This is a genomic window from Kitasatospora sp. NPDC001660 (assembly GCF_053596725.1).
Window position 1 is genome coordinate 34,372 of the sequence record NZ_JBSFGU010000001.1, and the last position, 17,928, is coordinate 52,299.

At 71.8% G+C, this 17,928-nt stretch carries 13 protein-coding genes; 6 read left to right on the forward strand and 7 right to left on the reverse strand.

Features of this window, described 5'->3' with window-relative positions; all coding sequences use genetic code 11:
* Window positions 1–35: 35 nt before the first annotated feature.
* The 3 genes from ACWCXH_RS00160 to ACWCXH_RS00170 all read right to left on the reverse strand — a co-directional run bounded on the left by ACWCXH_RS00160 (window position 36) and on the right by ACWCXH_RS00170 (window position 2,430).
* Window positions 36–920, reverse strand: a complete 885-nt coding sequence (locus ACWCXH_RS00160; RefSeq protein ID WP_449799018.1) for a trypsin-like peptidase domain-containing protein — start codon at window positions 918–920, stop codon at window positions 36–38.
* Between the two features lie 32 nt (window positions 921–952).
* A complete protein-coding gene (locus ACWCXH_RS00165) occupies window positions 953–1,381 on the reverse strand; it encodes a CU044_2847 family protein (protein WP_449799019.1) in 429 nt (142 codons plus the stop codon).
* Between the two features lie 230 nt (window positions 1,382–1,611).
* Window positions 1,612–2,430: a hypothetical protein gene (locus ACWCXH_RS00170; RefSeq protein WP_449799020.1), complete on the reverse strand. Its 819-nt coding sequence runs from the start codon at window positions 2,428–2,430 to the stop codon at window positions 1,612–1,614.
* A 523-nt stretch (window positions 2,431–2,953) separates the two neighbouring features.
* Here ACWCXH_RS00170 and ACWCXH_RS00175 point away from each other — a divergent pair.
* Genes ACWCXH_RS00175 through ACWCXH_RS00185 form a run of 3 tightly spaced genes read left to right on the forward strand, consistent with a single transcriptional unit; the run spans window position 2,954 to window position 7,596 of the window.
* Window positions 2,954–4,630 (forward strand): GMC oxidoreductase, encoded by a 1,677-nt coding sequence (locus ACWCXH_RS00175; protein WP_449799021.1) that lies wholly within the window; start codon window positions 2,954–2,956, stop codon window positions 4,628–4,630.
* Between the two features lie 31 nt (window positions 4,631–4,661).
* Window positions 4,662–6,188 (forward strand): patatin-like phospholipase family protein, encoded by a 1,527-nt coding sequence (locus ACWCXH_RS00180; protein ID WP_449799022.1) that lies wholly within the window; start codon window positions 4,662–4,664, stop codon window positions 6,186–6,188.
* A gap of 22 nt (window positions 6,189–6,210) precedes the next feature.
* Complete coding sequence (locus tag ACWCXH_RS00185) at window positions 6,211–7,596, forward strand: MBL fold metallo-hydrolase (protein WP_449799023.1); 1,386 nt, start codon at window positions 6,211–6,213, stop codon at window positions 7,594–7,596.
* A gap of 306 nt (window positions 7,597–7,902) precedes the next feature.
* Here ACWCXH_RS00185 and ACWCXH_RS00190 read toward each other — a convergent pair whose 3' ends face one another.
* The 4 genes from ACWCXH_RS00190 to ACWCXH_RS00205 all read right to left on the reverse strand — a co-directional run bounded on the left by ACWCXH_RS00190 (window position 7,903) and on the right by ACWCXH_RS00205 (window position 13,420).
* Window positions 7,903–9,420, reverse strand: coding sequence for a DEAD/DEAH box helicase (locus ACWCXH_RS00190; RefSeq protein WP_449799024.1), 1,518 nt, complete (start codon window positions 9,418–9,420; stop codon window positions 7,903–7,905).
* A 369-nt stretch (window positions 9,421–9,789) separates the two neighbouring features.
* Window positions 9,790–9,993: a cold-shock protein gene (locus tag ACWCXH_RS00195; protein WP_030303996.1), complete on the reverse strand. Its 204-nt coding sequence runs from the start codon at window positions 9,991–9,993 to the stop codon at window positions 9,790–9,792.
* 356 nt (window positions 9,994–10,349) lie between these two features.
* On the reverse strand, window positions 10,350–11,444 hold the full coding sequence (locus ACWCXH_RS00200; RefSeq protein WP_449799025.1) for a tryptophan 7-halogenase: 1,095 nt from the start codon (window positions 11,442–11,444) through the stop codon (window positions 10,350–10,352).
* Entirely contained in the window at window positions 11,441–13,420 is a 1,980-nt protein-coding gene (locus ACWCXH_RS00205; RefSeq protein ID WP_449799026.1) for a LodA/GoxA family CTQ-dependent oxidase, read from the reverse strand. The genes ACWCXH_RS00200 and ACWCXH_RS00205 overlap by 4 nt, the downstream gene beginning before the upstream one ends.
* Window positions 13,421–13,829: 409 nt before the next feature.
* Here ACWCXH_RS00205 and ACWCXH_RS00210 point away from each other — a divergent pair, with 409 nt between their 5' ends.
* The 3 genes from ACWCXH_RS00210 to ACWCXH_RS00220 are packed head-to-tail and all read left to right on the forward strand — an operon-like array spanning window position 13,830 to window position 17,899.
* The gene (locus tag ACWCXH_RS00210; protein ID WP_449799027.1) at window positions 13,830–15,671 is read left to right on the forward strand and encodes an FAD/NAD(P)-binding protein; all 1,842 of its coding nucleotides are present in this window, start codon (window positions 13,830–13,832) and stop codon (window positions 15,669–15,671) included.
* Window positions 15,668–16,405 carry a class I SAM-dependent methyltransferase gene (locus ACWCXH_RS00215; protein WP_449799028.1) on the forward strand — a complete coding sequence of 246 codons (738 nt, stop codon included), beginning with the start codon at window positions 15,668–15,670 and terminating at the stop codon, window positions 16,403–16,405. Before ACWCXH_RS00210 ends, ACWCXH_RS00215 begins: the two co-directional genes overlap by 4 nt.
* 3 nt (window positions 16,406–16,408) lie before the next feature.
* Window positions 16,409–17,899, forward strand: a complete 1,491-nt coding sequence (locus ACWCXH_RS00220; protein WP_449799029.1) for a lyase family protein — start codon at window positions 16,409–16,411, stop codon at window positions 17,897–17,899.
* Window positions 17,900–17,928: the final 29 nt, after the last annotated feature.

Genomic DNA, 17,928 nt, shown 5'->3' on the forward strand with positions numbered 1-17,928 from the left:
GCCGCCCAGCTTCCCCAGCCAGGAGAGGGCGCCTTTCACGAACCGCCCTCCGGGGCGCCGGTCAGCGCGCGCAGGTCGTCGACGGCGGCGAGGCCGGGACGAAGGAGCTCCAGGGCATCGGTCACCGCGGCCAGGGCCGCCGCCGGGTCGCGGTGCCGGAGGCAGGCCTGCGCCAGTTCCAGCAGGTGGTCGACGGCTTGCGCCTGGTGGGCGACGTGCAGCGGGCCCCGACCGGCGAGCGTCTCGTTGGCCGTCCGGATGACGCGGCGGCGGAAGTCCGGGTCGTGCATGTCGTCGATTCCGAGCAGGACGGGCAGCAGCCTGCGCGCCGCGGGCAGCGGGCGCGTCCTCCGCGGATTCGCGAGCCGGGCGCGCAGCGGGTCGTCCGCGGGCAGCACCTCGGCCAGCGCCGACAGCGGCGTGAACCAGCCGCCGCGCACGCCGTCGAAGTCCCGGCTGCCCTTGAGCACGCCGCAGACGGCGCCGGAGTCGAGGCGGATCACCATGCCGCCGCTGAAGCCGTCCCGCACCTCGTCGCCGGTCACCCGGACGAACCCGGCCGCCGGCCCGGCGACGGTGAGCAGCAGCGAGTCGCCCTGGACGCCGGGCGTCGGCGTGTACGGCGAGAAGCCGGCCACCGCCACCGCCGTGCCCGGGGGCGGCGGCTCGCAGTCGAGGACGAGCGCCGGCGGCTCGAACGGTGCGTTGAGCGTGAGCAGGGCGAGGTCGGGATAGTCGTGGAAGCGTCCGTCGCCGGGCTCGGCCGGGAACCGCCGGGGCGCGCAGATCACCGGCGTCCGCCCGAACCACCCCTCCACGGCCGGCTCGTTCACGGCCCGGCGCGCCACGTGGCCGGCCGTGAGCACGACGCCGGGCGCCACCAGGAACCCGCTGCCCAGGAACGACGCCCCGTCACACACCCGGACCGCGGCACCTCGCGCGGTCGGCCCGGTCACCGCTCGTCGCCGCCCTGCGGCGCGAACCCGGCGGCGTGCCCGGCGCGCGCCGCCGCGACCCGGGCGGTGTCCCAGCTCATCCGCACGGTGAACGACGCCTCACCGCCCGCCTCCGCCAGCACTCCGATCACCGCGCCGGACTTGACCGCCAGCTTGAGCCCGAACTCGACCTCCAGCGTGTCCGGTACGGCGGGCCCGGTCCCGACGATGCCGTCGGCGGCCCACCGCCCGACGCTCTTCACCACCTCGCGCACCGCGTCCAGCCGCTGCGGCAGTTCGGCCAGCGCCTTGGCGGCGGTGTCCCGCACCCCGGCGTCCCCACCCGGCTCAGCCGCGACGAACCCGGGCTCCGCCCGGTCCAGCACCGTCACCTCGGCATGGACGAACGCGCCCTCACCGAGATCCACCGTGATGACGTCCCCCATCAACCGACTCCCCTCAGTCCGGTCCAACGGAAGAACTATAGGACGATCAAACGGTGGTGACTGCTGATCAGCACAGGAGCAACCCCGGCACCGCTCCCCGGCGACGCTCCCCGGAACCGGTCGGGCCGGAAGGTTCGGTGGCTTTCCGGTCGCGTGACATCGCGCCGGAAGTCGCCATCGGTTCATCGGAAATTGGGCTGTGGAGCGGCCCGACGAGGTTCCCGGCGGGCTCAGTGGGGCCCGCGGCCGATGTCGCGGCCGAGTTCCAGGGCGAGGATCTGGTCCAGGCGCACGAAGGTCTCGAAGCGGGTGCCCGGCGGCAGATCGGCGCGGGTCTCCAGTGCGTCGAGTGCGCGCAGCGCGACCCGGGCGTCCAGGTCCTCGTCGAGGCCGTCGAAGCTCGCCCGGACCATGTCGGCCTCCGGCGGGCCGGAGGGCATGCAGGCGAGGTCGGCCACGAGCCCGCGCCAGCGGACCAGTCTCTCAGCGGCGTCCGCGAGGGCGTCGGCGGTGAGCCGCACCGGGGCGGTGACGGCGTGTTCGAGGAGGACGAGGCGCAGCGCGAGGGGATCGCCCTCGGGCGGCAGGGCCGGGGCCGGCGGCGCCGCGGACAGGTCGGGGCCGGCATTCGCCGGCTCGGCGGCCACCGGACCGGTGACCAGGAGTGCCGCGGCGGCCGACGGGCCGGGGTGGGCGTGGGGGCGACTGGTGACGGCCAGGTCGGCCTCCGCCTGGTCGGAGGTGTCCGCTTCCCGGCGTGTGCGCAGCTGGGCGGGCGGGTGGATGCCGAGTTGGTCGGCGGCGTTGCGCAGGGCCCGGATCCGCTCGTCGAGGCCGTCCGGGCCGTCCGGGACGGCGAGCTCGGTGATCACTTGCAGGCCGCGCGTCTCGCAGGTTCGACCCAGTACGTCACCGGTCAGCAGGGCGCGTAGATCGCCGAGCCCGAACGGGTGGGCCTGTTCTCCGACATCGACGGTCACGCGCAGGAGTCCGCTCCGACGGGGGCGGATCTCGCTGCGCCGGCCCGTCCGGGAATCGGTGATACGCAACAGCGTCTCCCTCTCGACTCAGTGGTGCGGTCAGGATGCGGCATCGTCCGGGTCGTCGTGGGTACGGCCACCGGCGTACTCGGCGAGTTCCCCCTGAAGGTCCTGACGACGCCGACCGTATCGAGACGTGCCGGGAGAACGTGATGACGCGTTCCTCCTGGTCCGGGGTGAGCTCGGCGCCCCAGCCCTCTGGCAGGACAATGTGCCGGACGGGCCCGGGCCAGGCGTGGCCGCACCTGCGTAGGCCCCTCCGGACCGGCCGGTCCCGCCGGTCCAGCCCCGGCCCGTGCGTCGCTCTCGTGGCCCAGATCATCCCCTCTCCATCACGGTCGCCGTCTGGCACATGTTCACTACCGCCACCGAGTACCACGACCTCGGTGGCAACTACCGACCACCGAGAGCCAACCGGTGAACGTGCGCCCACCTGGGCAGCGTGCGCGTGCCGACCTCCGGTGGGACGATGGGAGGACCCGGTGGGGTGGCCGGCCTGCGAGGGGGCGGTCGTCCCTTGGAGGCTGAGCGCATGGGCACCTTCGACGCCGTCGTGATCGGGTCCGGTTTCGGTGGTTCGGTGACGGCCTACCGGCTGGCGAAGGCGGAAATGAGCGTCTGCCTGCTGGAGCGCGGAAAGGCGTATCCGCCCGGTAGCTTCCCCCGTAGCCCGCACGACACCGCCGCGAACTTCTGGGCTCCCGACCACAGGCTGTACGGGATGTTCGACGTGTGGAGCTTCTCGGACCTCGATGCCGTCGTCTGCAGCGGACTCGGCGGAGGTTCGCTGATCTACGCCAACGTCCTGCTGCGCAAGCCCGCGGAATGGTTCGTCCAGGGCGGCCCCGACGGCTCCCCGGGCGGCGAATACTGGCCGGTGCAGCGCAAGGACCTCGATCCGCACTACGACGCGGTCGAGGAGATGATCGGGGTGCAGCGCTACCCGATCACACAGGAGCCCTACCACGGCACGTCGAAGACCGCCGCCCTCCGGGAGGCGGCGCACCGACTGGGTTGGGACTGGGAGTTGCCTCCGCTGGCGGTGACCTTCGCCAACCCCGGTCACCCTGCGGTGCCCGGGGTTCCCATCGACGGCGGCGACCGGAACCTGCACGGGGTGCCGCGCTACACGTGCCGCCTCGTCGGTGAATGCGACATCGGGTGCAACTTCGGCAGCAAGAACAGCCTCGACCTCACCTGTCTCAGCGTCGCACGGGACCTCGGCGCCACCATCCGCACCTGTTGCGAGGCGCGTTCCTTCGAGCGCGACGGGGACGGATTCACCGTCAGGTACATCTCGCGCGAGTACCTGGAGAACGGACAGGACGCGCCCGACCGACCAGTTGCGCGTACCGTCACCGGACGGCGACTCATCCTCGCCGCCGGCGCACTCGGCACCCCGTACCTGCTGATGCGCAACCGCAGTTCCGTCCCGGGGATCAGCCCGGCTCTCGGTACCCGCTTCTCCGGGAACGGCGACTTCCTGGGGTTCGTCTTCAAGGCCACCAGGACGCTGGACACCGGTGCCGTACCGCGTCTGCTGAGACCGAGCTTCGGCCCGGTCATCACCAGTGCCATGAAGGTTCCCGACCTCCTCGACGGCGGGAACGGGCGCGGGTTCTACGTTGAGGACGCCGGATACCCGGAGTTCCTCAACTGGCTGGTGGAGCAGAACGTCCTCACCGCCTCGGAACGCGTTCTGCGCTTCCTGTTGCGCCGCGGCTGGTCCCGGCTGCGCCACAGTCCCCGAAGCGAGATCGGCCGACAACTCACCGGCGCCCTGGGCAAGGGCCTGCTCACCGCCACGTCGATGCCGCTGCTCGGCATGGGACGGGACGTGCCGAACGGCCGGATGCGGCTACGGGACGGACGCCTCGACCTGGAGTGGGACACCGCGGCGTCGGAGGACTATTTCGAGCGGGTGAACCGGACGATGCGGGACCTGTCGGCAGAGCTGGGCGGACGGTACGCCTTCGATCCCCTGACGTACCTGAACCGTCTGATCACCGTCCATCCGCTCGGAGGTGCCCCGATGGGGCGCACCTGGCACGAGGGTGTCGTGGACGAGTACGGGCAGGTGTACGGCTGTCCGGGCCTGTCGATCGCGGACGGTTCGATCATGCCCGGGCCCGTCGGCGCCAACCCCTCCCTCACCATCGCCGCACTGGCCGACCGGGCGGCCGACAAGATCATCGAAGACCTCCGGTAGACAGGTAGGCACGTTCAGAGGGCGGTCCGCCATGACACACCATCATGATGCCAACGTCCACCGGTCGCTGATCCTCGCCGGCGGCGGTCTCAAGGTCGCCTTCCAGGCGGGCGTGCTCCAGGTCTGGCTCGACGAGGCCGGGTTGCGCTTCGACCACGCGGACGGTGCGAGCGGAGGCACCTTCAACCTCGCCATGTACTGCCAGGGAATGCCAGGACGGCAGATCGCCGAGAACTGGCGCACCATGCGACCGCTGCGGGGCATCAGTCCCAACTGGGCGCAGTACCTGAAGGGGCCGTACGCCGCGTCCCTCTTCACTCTCGACGGCTACCGTCGGTTCGTCTTCCCCTCGTGGGGGCTGGACTGGGAGAAGATCCGTGCCACGGACCGCCTCGCCACGTTCAACCTGTACGACTTCAGCACCAACGAGCTGAAGGTCCTGACCGCCGACCAGATGGACGAGGACCGCCTCGCCGCGGCCGTGTCACTACCGATGTGGTTCCCTCCCGTCCGCCTCGACGGGGAGACGTACATCGACGCGGTGTACGTCACGGATGCCAACATCGGTGAGGCGATCCGGCGGGGCTGCCGTGAACTGTGGATCATCTGGACGGTCAGTCAACGGCGCCGCTGGCACGACGGCTTCGTGGCGAACTACTTCCAGATCATCGAGACGGTGGCCAACAGCCGGCTGCAGGAGTGGCTGCGGCGGATCGAGGCCAGCAACGCCGCCCTCCAGTCGGGCGGAAACGGCGAGTTCGGGCGTCGGATCGACGTCAGGATGCTGCAGGCGGAGGTCCCGCTCAACTACCTGATCAATTTCAGTGGGGACCGCTTCCGCGAGGCGGTCGAGCTCGGCGTGCAGAAGGCGCGCGCATGGTGCGCGGAGCAGCACATCCCGCTGACCGCCCCGACGCCCTGTGCGGCCGACGACGGCACGAGCCTGCGGTTCGCGGAGCGCATGACCGGTGCGGTGGCCTTCGGCGCCCCGGGCGCCGATGCCCCGGCGGCACCCCGCGGACCGTCCGAGGGCCTGTCGGTGCATCTGACGATCCGCGTGGACGGGCTCGACCGCTTCATCGTGTGCCCCGACCACGAGGCGGCCGTCAGCGGTGAGGTGCGGTGCGACGCCCTGGGCGGGCGGCGCCCGGTGGAATGGGGATCCTTCAGACTCTTCATGGAGGATCCCGACCCGGAGCACCTGCAGATGCAGTACTGCCTCTTCTTCACCGACCGCGCCGGCAACCGGCTCACCCTCAGCGGCCACAAGGACGTCAACGAGGACTCCCGGCACGGGATGTGGGCCGACACGACGACGCTGTACACCAGGATCCTCCGTGGCCATCTCCACCCCGACGAGCAGGCCGGCGCCGAGGTCGTGGCCTGCGGGGTGGTCCGCATCCGTCTGCCGGCTCTGGCCTGCCAGTTGGCGAGCTTCCGGGTGCGGTCGGGGCCGGGCCGCTGTGCGGTGACCGCGCTGGGCAGGTTCGGCCGGTTCTTCCTCGGCCGGCTCTGGGACGTGTACGGCCAGGGCGTTCTGGCGTGGTCGCCGATCTGACCCGCGGAGAGGAGTGGTGGGCATGGAGCCCGTTCGGGGGTCGGTCGAGCTGGACCTCTCCGCCGACGTTCTCTGGGACGTCTTCCGGCGCCCCGACCGGTGGCCCTGGTGGAACGCCTGCATGGCATGGGTGGGCACCCGGGAGCTCTCCCAAGGGGGCCGCCTGGTCTGGCTCTTCGAGCCACTGCGCTGGTGGTACCCCTACCTGATGCCCGCCGTCGCCACCCTGGTGGAGGTGGACGAGGGCCGTCAAGTGACCTGGGAGGTCACCGCGTTCCCCGGATTCCGGGCGCGGCACTCGTACACGATCGAGCCGTTGGGACCGGGCCGGTCCCGGTTCAGCTCGTGGGAGCAGGCGGCGGGTCCCGCCTTCCGGGCGGCCGAGGCGTTCTGGCTCGCCCACTTCACCTTCGTCAGGAACGCCTCGCTGCAGGGCGCGCGACTGCTCGCGGCCCGGTTCCGGCAGGAGGGCCGTCTCGACCCGGCCACCCTGCCGCGCCGCCGCCGGATGCCGCTGGCCGGCGCACGGGACGTGCTGGGCGCGGCGGACGTGCTCCGGCTGCGCTACCAGGAACTGGCACCCGGCGTCTGGGCGGTGATCGGCGGAGGCGGCAACTCCCTTGTCGTGGAGTCCCTGGGCGAGGTGCTCATCGTCGACCCCAAGACTCCCCCGTTCAGCCGACTGCTCAGCCGTTGGATCGACCGGGAGTTGGGCGGCCGGTGCAGCACCGTGATCGACACCCACCACCACTACGACCACACTTTCGGCAACCCGGAGTACGACGAGGCGGCGATCGTGGCACACACCTCCGTCCCCCACCTCATGCTCCGGCGTGACGGCGGGTTCTGGCGCAGGCATCCCGCCGGGATGCCTCAGCCCGAGAACCTGGTCGTCGGCACGGACCACCTGCGGGTCGGGGACCAGGACGTCACCGTCCACCATCTCGGCAGGGCGCACACCGTCGGCGATCTCGCCGTCCACCTCCGCCGGAACGGACAGGACATCGTGGCGACCGGCGACGTCGGCTGCCCGGACCACTACCCCTTCCTCGACACCGGGGAGGGCGGAGCCGACCTCCCCGGTTGGGCTGCCGCGGCCGAAGCGCTGGCCGAGCGCTACCCGGACGCCGTGTTCGTACCGGGGCACGGCGCCGTCGGCTCGGCCCGTGAGCTGCGCCGAGGTGCCGACTACCTCCGCTTCCTCCGGGACTCGGTGATCGGGTCGGTCCACGACGGCCTGGACGAGGACGGCGCGGTGCGCAACGTGGACGTCTCGTCCTGGCGGCTGGCGATGCTGCCGGTCATGCGGTACGGAACGGCGTTCACGACGTCGGGTTCCAACGTCCGCAGGGCGTTCCGCCTGCTGTCGGGAACGGGCCGGGAGGGAGCGAGCCGTTCAAGTGGATAGGCGGCGGTGTTGCCGCAGTGCTCTTGGCCGGGTCGCTGATCTCCGTCCTCAACGGCGGGCGGCCACCGGTTGGCAGCCGGCGGCGCGGGCGGGCGCCGACGTCCTGGTGCGGTGGGGCCGCGTCCTCCACGCCCTGGAGCCGGCGCACCCCAAGGGGCCGCAGGAGAACGCCGTCGACGCGTGGCGGGACTACGCCGAGGTGCTGGTCCGCTCCCCTGTGACACGGTCTGCCCGCCCGCGCCGCTCATCAGCGGGCGCCGGCCGCCTGCGTCGAGCGAGTCCGGGTGGAGGCGGCCCGGCGGGCACTCACCGAGGCCGACGAGCCGGTGGCCGCACTCGCCCGCCGTCGCGGCCGGAGGCGGCCCGGGTGTCGCCGGAGGTCTGGGCGGGACGACCGTGGCGGCCGCGACTCGTGGACGAGCTGCGACGCGGCCGCTCGACAACGGGGTCGGGTACGACGACGGGCACGCCGGTGGGCACGCGGGCGCCGGTGATGCGGGCAAGATCCTCGTCGCCGGCGCTGACCCTGGTGGTGACGGGGGTGATGCCGGCGGTCGTCATCATGCGGGCCATCTCGCGGCGCTGGCTGGGCAGCACCAGCGTGACGACGGTGCCGGACTCTCCGGCCCGGGCCGTGCGCCCGCCCCGGTGCAGGTAGTCCTTGTGGTCACCCGGCGGGTCCAGGTTGACGACGAGGTCGAGCCCGTCGACGTGGATGCCCCGGGCGGCCACGTTGGTCGCGATCAACGCGGTCACCTGGCCGGTGCGGAACTGGTCCAGGGTGCGGGTGCGCTGCGGCTGGGACTTGCCACCGTGCAGGGCGGCCGCCTTCACCCCGTTCGCCAGCAGGTCCCCCACCAGGCGGTCCGCGCCCTGCTTGGTGTCGATGAACATGATCACCCTGCCGTCACGGGACGCGATGTGGGCGATCGTGGCGTTCTTGTCGAAGTTCTGCACGTGCAACACGTGGTGCTCCATGGTGCTGACCGCTCCCGCGGACGGGTCCACCGAGTGCGTGACCGGGTCCTTGAGGAAGCGCCGCACCAAGCGGTCGACGTTGCGGTCCAGGGTGGCGGAGAACAACATCGTCTGGCCGCCTCCGGCGACCTGTTCGAGGATCTCGGTGACCTGGGGCAGGAAGCCCATGTCGGCCATCTGGTCGGCCTCGTCGAGCACCGTGACGCCGACCCGGTCCAGCCGGCAGTCGCCGCGCTGGATCAGGTCCTTGAGCCGGCCCGGGGTGGCCACCACCACCTCCGCCCCGCGGTTCAGCAGCCACGCCTGCCGGCTGATCGACGTCCCGCCCACGACGGTCGCCATCCGCAGGCGTACGGCGCGGGCGTAGGGGGTGAGTGCCTCGGTGACCTGCTGCGCGAGCTCGCGGGTGGGGACCAGCACCACGGCCAGCGGGTAACACGGCTCGGCCCTCTGCCCAGCGGTGCGCGCCAGCACGGCGAGGCCGAACGCGATGGTCTTGCCGGAGCCGGTCCGGCCTCGTCCGAGGAGGTCGCGGCCGGCCAGCGAGTTCGGCAGCGTTGCGGCCTGGATCGGGAACGGCGCGGTGACGCCCTGGCGGGTCAGCACCGACAGCAGCGGCTTCGGCATGTCCAGCTCGTCGAAGGACTCGACGGCCGGCAGTGCCGGGGTGGTGCCCACCGGCATCGCGAACTCGCCCTGCGCGGAGGGACCCCAGGGGGCACTGCGGCCGGAGGGGCGTCGGCCTCCGGCGGGCCGGTCGCCGTAGAAGGAGCCTCCACTGGCACGGGAGCCGGCCGCGGAACGGAGGTCGGCGTTGTGGTACGAGGAGCGACTGGAGCGGGCCATGCGGAACCTTCCTCGGGGCGGCACGTCACGAGGAAGGCTCCGTGGCGCCGGGCGCCGGGCGGAGACCGCAAGGGAACGGGCCGGAAGTGTGACGGGCGGAGCGTGGACGGTGGAACCGTGCGGCAGGTCACCCACGGTCGGCGCTCACCGTGGAGGGCGGGAGCGAAGAACCTCGAACCGCGGGCCGTCACAGCAGGGCACCGATCCGGGCGCGGCGCTGTGCGTCTCACGTGGAAACGGCCGCCGGTGGCGGAGCCAAGGGCCTGAACGGCCGGGAGGATGCGCCGTGGCGCAATGACCGAGGGGCCCGCACCGGGCATGTACGCGGTGCGGGCCCCTCGCTGCTGGGCAGGTGCCGTGGCAGAAGAACTACAGCGGGCGAATGTTCTCGGCCTGCGGGCCCTTCTGGCCCTGCGTGACGTCGAACTCGACCTTCTGGCCCTCAAGCAGCTCACGGAAGCCGTTGGCGTTGATGTTCGAGTAGTGGGCGAAGACGTCGGGGCCGCCACCGTCCTGCTCGATGAAGCCGAAGCCCTTCTCCGAGTTGAACCACTTCACAGTGCCATTAGCCATTAAGAAATCTCCTTCAAGGGACTGCCCGAAGCACGCACGGTGCGGGCTTCGAGTCACCGCATGGAGCGCCCACCGGAAAAAGAGCCGGGGAACAGAAAATGCGCCTGCAATACATCAGCAGGCGCACACAAAGTTCATGGGAACCACTACTGCAACTGAATCGACTGTAGCAGGCCACGGCCCGCCGCGGTGGGATGTTTCACCCCCGGTTCCGGCGAAGCCTTCCCGCCGGGCGGCCGTCCCTTGCCGAAAGGACCGTGAACACGCTTGGAGAGCAAGCCCCTTGAGCATGTTGCCGCACCCCGTCGGGGCCGACGGCCCCCAGAGGAGAACGGAGCCACCGCCGGCGCAGGCCCCTACGTCGGCCAGGAGGAGGCGCCCGCTGGAGATCGGCGACGCTGCCAGAACGGACTGTCGGGCCAGCGCTGTTCGAGGGCGTAGTAGGCGGCGTGGTTGCGCCGGTAGGCGGCGGTGACCCTCGCGAGGTCGGCGGCGTAGTGGTCGAGGGCGCGCGGGTCTCCGTCGAGGTGGGCGTGGACGGCGGCCCCGGCTGCCTGTCCGGTGTAGAGCGCGGTGAGGATGCCCTGGGAGGAGAGCGGGTCATAAGCGGCGGCCGCGTCGCCGGCGGCGGTCCAGCCGGCGCCGTGGACACGGTCGAGGTGGGCGGTGTGGGCCGGTGCGCGGGTGGGCGGAGCGGACGGTGGGACGGGGTGGGCGGCGGCGCGGGCCGCTGTGGGGCCGGTGTCGGCCAGGCGGCGACGGAAGGCGTCGGCGTCGGTGCGGGCGGCGGGCAGGCCGGCGTCGGTGAAGAACGCGACGAGGAGCCGGCCGCCGGGCAGCAGGGCGCTGTACCACCAGCCGTCGGGCACGGCTTCGACGAGCGTGGTGCCGTCCGCGGTGGCGCCGGGGCCGAGGGCGAGGTGCAGCGCCACCAGCCGGTCGCCGACGACGCGGCGGGCGCCGTGGGTGGTGGCGACGGCGGCTCGGCGACCGGTGGCGTCGACGAGGTGGCGGCAGTGCACGGTTCGACCGGCGAGCACGAGGGTCCAGGTGGAGTCCCCGTAAGGGCCTGCAGGACGGACGGGGGCCTCGCGGACGTCCACGCCGGCCTCCGCGGCTGCGGCCCGCAGGCGGCGGTCGAACAGCGCGCGGTCCAGGTGCCAGCCGGGCCCGTACGGGTCGTTGATGCTGTCGACGGACCCCGCTTGGGGCGATCCCCACGCCGAGCGGTTGCCGTAGCAGGGCAGGTGCCCGTCGCCGGGGACCGTGTCGGCCACGCCGAGGTCGCGCAGCAGCATGCGTGCGGCGGCCGGCAGGGCCTCGCCGACCTGCGGCGGGCCGCCCGGGGCGTGGGCGAGCAGGACGCTGCGCCCCCGGGCGGCCAACGCGAGGGCGGCGGCCGAACCGGCCGGCCCGCCGCCCGCCACGACGACGTCGTACTCGACCGTCACGAGCCACCCGCGGTCGGCGTGCCGGACTCCTCCCCGAAGGGGTCGAGCTTGTCGAAGTACCCGATGGTGACCTCCTCGGCCGAGAGCCCGGTGAGCGCGAGGACGTCGCCGGCCACCTGCGCGGTGAGGGCGTCCTCGGCGAGGATCGAGGCGGACACGTGGATGGCGCTCAGGTTCCGGTGGTCGGAGACGCCTTCGAGCGGGAAGCCGGGCGTGGACTCGACCTGCATCCGCTCCGGGAAGCGCCCGTCGCCGACGGTGTACGGGCGGACCTCGACGATGCCGAAGTCGTACCACTCGGCGACGGCCTGTTCGAGCTGCTCCTTGTAGTCCGGCGACCTGAGGCCGCGCAGCCAGGAGGCCCGGCGGGCGAACGCGGCCTCGCGGCCGTCCTCGTCGGTCGCGGCGGTCTCCTTGTTGACGATCCGGTAGTCGCTCTCCTTGAGGACGTGGTTGGGCACCCGTGCGGGCCAGAAGGTGGGCAGGTAGGGGTCGTAGCGGGGGCCGAGCTGCTTGGCCGACTCGTAGCCCGAGCGGCAGCTGGCGGTGTCGGTCTGCCAGGGGACGGCCATCCAGCGGGTCAGGTCGCCGGGGCCCGACTGGTGCAGGGGCCCGTCGGGGCCGAGCGCGCGGGCCTGGGTGAGCTCGTCGCCGTAGTCGGGTTCGACGGTGCCCTCGGCGCGGTGGCGGATGCGCAGCGGTTCGCTGTACATCGTGGCGTGCCGGATCGGCCAGGTGACCTCGCAGCCGGGGTGGAAGGCGTCGGCGAGGCAGAAGTCGAGGGCGGCGCGGTCCAGCAGGCCGGGCTGGTCGGCGACCGGCGCGTCCTCCAGGCGCGGCGGGAAGCCGGGCCACGGCGTGGTCGTGAACTCGCCCTTCGTCCAGGCGAGGAGGATCGAGTCCTGGGTCGGGGAGAGCGTGAGGTACTGGAGGAGCGATGTGGGGATGCTCTTCATGCCGTCGCCGTAGATCCACGGCCAGGGCATCGGCGAGAGGCCGTCGCGCTCGGGGTCCCGCAGCGACGTGTAGACCTGGCGGCGCAGTTCCTCGTGCGTCGCGGAGGGATCGGCGAGCTTGGCGAGGTGGTCGGGGGCGAGGAAGTGCTCGGGCCCGCCGAAGCCGAAGTGGGTGGCGAATCCCTTGTTCACCCACTGGAGTTCGCAGAAGCGGCGCAGGATCGGTTTGACGTCCCGGTCGAAGTTGACGGTCTTGGCCGGCTCCAGCGTGCCCTGGGTGACGAAAAGGTCGTGGAGCAGGTCGTACAGGGTGCGCGCGGTCTTGATCTCGGGCGCGTAGTTGGGCGGGGCCACCACCACCCAGGCGGGTTCGACCCGGACCGGTGTGCCGCCGATGGTCACGGTGGCGGTGACCGGGCCGTCCGAAGTGTCGTCGCACCAGCCGTCGTTGTTGCCGTACGAGACGAGTTCGCCGCCCCGGGGGTTGCGGGAGGTGCCGAGGCCGCCGAGGACGACGAGGCGACCGGCGTCGTCGGTGTGCATCGAGCCGAGCGGGACGGGCGTGCCGAGGAAGGACCCGCCGGTGAACTCGACGGACTCCTTGCCGCCCGCCGTCAGGGTCTTGCGGCCGGGGTCGATGACGAGGCCGGCCCGGTCGGTCACCTTCGCGTTGCGCCGGGGCTCGGGCTTGTCCTTCATGTCGGGGATGTCCAGCGGCAGGCTGAACTCGTACCAGGCGGCCTTCTTGTTGGCCACGTGCACGGACCACTCGATGTGCACCTGCGGATCGGCGAGCGTGAGCTCGCGCACGACCCGGCCGTCCGCGCCGTAGCCGTAGAGCCGGAAGCGGGCGGCCTGGCGTTTGACCGCGCCCTGGTCGTCCTTGTAGAAGCCGGGCTGCTCGGCCGGTGGGTCGGGCACCTCGGGGCCGTGGAACCAGCCGTCCTCGCGGGCGCTGTTGCCGACCCGGGCGATGCCGATCGCGGGGTGGATCTTGACGTAGGCGATGTCGTTGGTCAAGGAGCGTTCCTTTCCGCGGGCTCGGGGCGCGGGCGTCATGGGCGCGCGCCCCACACGTCAGCGTCTTCGGTAAGCGAACCATCGAGGTTGAGGGCGCGCCCGGGTGACGTGGGGGCGCACGGGAGCACGTGCGCGCCGCCAAGGAGGCCGGAAGGGCACTCACCGCGGGCGGCGGTCCAGGTGGCGCAAGTTGTCCGACGCGCCGACGGAGAACCCATTCAACCCGTGAATCGTCCGGAAAACCACGCGTCACACTGGTCGAATTACGACCCTCCAGTACGGACCAAGTCGTAATCGGAGTATGGACTTTGGCATGTCCGTCGCGTAGCGTGGCGCCGTCGACCCCATCGGCCACTTCAGTCTCCGGGGGTTTCACTTGGGATCCGAGTATTCGATCGCCATCATCGGCATGGGATCTCGTGGCTGCAGCATCCTTGAGCGAATCATCACGCTGGCATTGAAGCCGGAAAAGCAGGGCGCGCCGCCAGGTCCGTTTCGAATAGAGATAATCGACCCCTTATCCGAGGGTGAGGGCCTTCATTCCGTCACCCAACCCGACTATCTGCTGCTGAACACCCTGTGCGGCGAGATATCGATGTTCCCCGACGCCGACGCGGTCGGGGCCGATGCGGGCGAGGCCGGCCCGAGCCTGTACGAGTGGGTCACCGAACGCGGCCTGCGGCTGGCCGAGGACGGGCACACGGTCGGCCGCTCCGGTCGCCCCGTCCGGCCCGACGACTTCCTGCCCAGGCGGGTGCTCGGCGAGTACCTCCGGTGGTTCTTCGCCCGCCTGCGCGACCGGGCGCCGTCCTGGATGAGCGTGAACCTGCACCGCACCGAGGCCACGGCCCTGTCCTCCGACCCGGACGCGGGCGTGCGGATCGAACTCGCCGACGGGACGACGGTCAGCACCGATTACGCCTTCGTGACCGTCGGCCACGTCCCCAATCGGGAGAAATCCTCGCCGCCCGCGCAGAAATCCCACCCGGCCACTTCCCGGCACATCACCGACCCTTATCCGCTGCCCGACAAACTTGCCGCTGTCGCGCCGACGGATTCGGTCGCCGTCGGCGGTTTCGGCCTGTCCGCCATGGACATCATCGCGGCATTGACGGTGGGCCGCGGCGGCCGGTTCGTCCGCGACGGCGGGCGATTGCACTACCGGCCCGGCGGCGCCGAACCGAGAATTCTGCTGTATTCCCGTTCCGGCGTTCCGTTCCGGGCCCGCCCGCACCGCGCACGAATGCACAGCCGTTTTCAGCCGGTCGTCCTCACCCGGTCGGCGGTGGCCGCGCTGCGGGCCGCCGGGCCCGTGGACTTCGAGGACGACCTGTTCCCGCTGATGCTGGCCGACATGCGGATCGCCTACCACCGGTGCCGCGCCCTGGTCGAGGGCGGCGAGGACGCCGAGGTGACGCTCGCCGCCGAACTGACCGCGGCGGCCGAGACGGACAAGCTCGCCGCGACGCTCGACCTGCTCGACCAACTGCACGGCCCCTTCGACCCCTTGAAGGCCTGGGACGACTCCGCGGCCATGGCACTGCAGGACAGCCGCGCCTACCAGCGCTGGCTGGCCGAGACGGTCCGCCGCGATCTCGTCGAGGCCGGGCACGGCCTGGACCGCAGTCCCGTGAAGGCGGCCCTGGAGGCGGTCCGCGAGGTCCGCGACACGCTCCGGGACGCCGTCAACTTCGGCGGCCTGACCAGTGCCTCCCTCGACCGCTTCCTGCGATCCACCGTGCCGCTGATGAACCGGGCGGTGGTGGGCCCGCAGAAGGAGCGCCACGCCGAACTGCTCGCCCTCATCGAGGCGGAGGTCGTGCGCACCCCCTTCGGCGCCGCGCCGTCGGTCCGCCGCAACGACGACACCGGCCACTGGACGATCGCCTCCACCCGCCTGGTGACACCGCACCGCGAGGACGTCGACTGGCTCTGCACGGGCAACTCGCCGTGGCCCGCCGTGGACTCCTCCGCCAGCCCGCTGATCCGTTCCCTCCACGAGACCGGACGGATCCGCCGACTGCTCCCGGACAGCGGCGCCGTGCGGGGCGCCGACGTCGACGCCTCGCTGCACCCGGTCGACGCCGCCGGCGTGAGCGACCGGCGGCTGTGGCTGATCGGGCCCCTGTGCGAAGGGGCGACGTTCTACAACCACCTCGTCCCGACCCCCGGATACTCCCGCGCCTTCGTCGACGCCCACCGCTGTGTCGCGGAACTCCTCGCGCTGGAGAACGAAAGGAACCCCCAGTGACCACCAACGCCACCGCCGGCCGCCCCGGCGCCGCCAACGAGCAGGACGAACTCGCCAAGGGCCAGTGGAACGACGCGTACCGGCTGGAGGAGGGCCACGCCAACCTGTGGGGCGACCCGCCGGTTCCCTACGTGGTGAACGCGGCGAAGCTGTTCGCCGACCACTCGGCCTTCGTGGTCCTGGACCTGCCGTGCGGTGACGGCCGCAACCTGCCGCCCCTCGCCCAGGCCGCGACGGTCGTCCTGGGCGGCGACACGTCCCGCAACGCGATCGGGATCGCCCGCCAGGTGGTCGCCGGGGCCAACGCCGACAACGTGGTCTTCAAGGTGACCGACGCGTTCGCGACCGGGCTGCCCGACGACTCCGTCGACGGGATCTTCTGCTGGGACCTCCTGGGCCACCTCACCGAGCCCGTCAAGGCGTTGCAGGAGCTGTACCGGATCTGCCGCCCCGGCGGGCACGTCGTCGCGAACATGTGGACGATGAACGACTGCCAGGTGGGCGACCCCGGCATGAAGGAGGTCAGGCCGAAGGAGTACCTGGACCACGCCGACTTCTACTGCCGCTTCTTCGACCGCCCCGACCTGGACGCCTACCTCGCCGACTGCGGGCTCACCGACGAGGTCGCCGCGGTGGAGCTGCTCCGCTGGATGGAGCCCCCGCACGCCGGCTACCGGCCCTACTTCCACGAGCACGAGAGCCTGGCCTTCACCATCCGCAAGAAGGGCCGATGACCCGTGGCGGCGCCACTGACCGGACGGATCACGACCGGCCCGCACGAGCTGTTGCACGACGAGGTGCTCGCGCCCCAGTTCGAGTTCGAGCTGGAACACCTCCTGCCCTGGTACCTGGCGATCGAGAAGGTCCTCGCCCTTGAGTACCGGCGGTTGGGCCTGATCGACGCCGGGCAGGCCGAGCTGATCGGCAAGGCGCTGCACGGCATCACGGCGACCGCGATCACCGCCGATCCCGAGCACAACATGTCGGACATCGCCTTCGCGCTGGAGCGGTACGTCGACCACCGGCTGCCCGCTCCCGTCCCGGCCTGGCACGTCGACCGCAGCCGCAACGACCTGCAGGCCTGCGCGCAGGTGATGTTCGCCCGGCACCAGCTGTCCCTGACCGCCGACGCCCTGCTCGCCTTCGGGCGCTCCGCGCACCGGCTGGCCGGGCGGACCGCCGAGCTGCTCATGCCCGGGTACACCCACGCCCAGGCGGCGCAGGTCATCACCCCCGGCTACTACCTCGCCGCGGTCGGCGAGGAGGTGCTGCAGGCGGCCCGCCGGCTCCTCACGGCCTACGACGAGATCGACCTGTGCCCGCTGGGCGCCGGCGCGATGGCCGGCCAGGAACTCCCCTGGGACCGTGACCGCTCCGCCCGGCTGCTCGGCTTCGCCGGCCCGCGGCCGCACGCCCTCGTGGCGGTCGCCTCGCGGGACTGGGCGCTGCGGATCACCGGCGAACTGTCGCAGTTCGGCGTCGTGCTGAGCCGCTTCACCACCGACCTGATCTCCTGGGGCAGCAGCGAGTACGGCTTCATCGACCTGCCGGACGCCTACGCGGGAATCTCGTCGGCGATGCCGCAGAAGAAGAACTTCCCGCTGCTGGAACGGATCCGCGGCAAGACGGCCCACCTCACCGCCTTCCACCTGGACGTGCTGACGGGCCAGCGGAACACCGCGTACTCCAACTCGGTGGAGGTCTCCAAGGAGGCCGGAACCCACGTCCTGACGGCGTTTCGGACCGCCCGCAGCGCGCTCGCCCTCGCCACCGCCGTCCTGGACAACCTGGAGTTCCGCGCCGACCGGATGCGCGAGGCCTGCGAACGCGAGTACCTCGGCGGTTTCACCCTCGCCAACCTGCTGACCCTGGACGAGGGCATCCCCTGGCGCATGGCCCAGGTGGTGGCGGGCGGCTACGTCCTGGCCGCCATCGAGCAGGGCGCGGCGCCCCAGGACGTCCGGCCGCAGCTCCTGCGCCGGGTCGCGAAGGAGCACGGTTTCGAAGTCGCCGAACCGCAGCGCCTGCTGGCGACCGCGTTCGACGCCGAGGCCGGCCTGCGGCGGAAGGTCTCCGCCGGGTCGACCCAGCCGGCCCAGGTGCGCGCCGTGCTCACCGCCCAGTGCGGCCGCTACGACGGGTTCGAGGCGGCCTGGCGGACGCGCAGCGACCGGGTGCGCGAGGCCGTGGCGGAGTCCGACCGCCTGCTGGGCATCACGTCCGCCTGAACGGACCGTCACGGACGGCCAATGAGGGA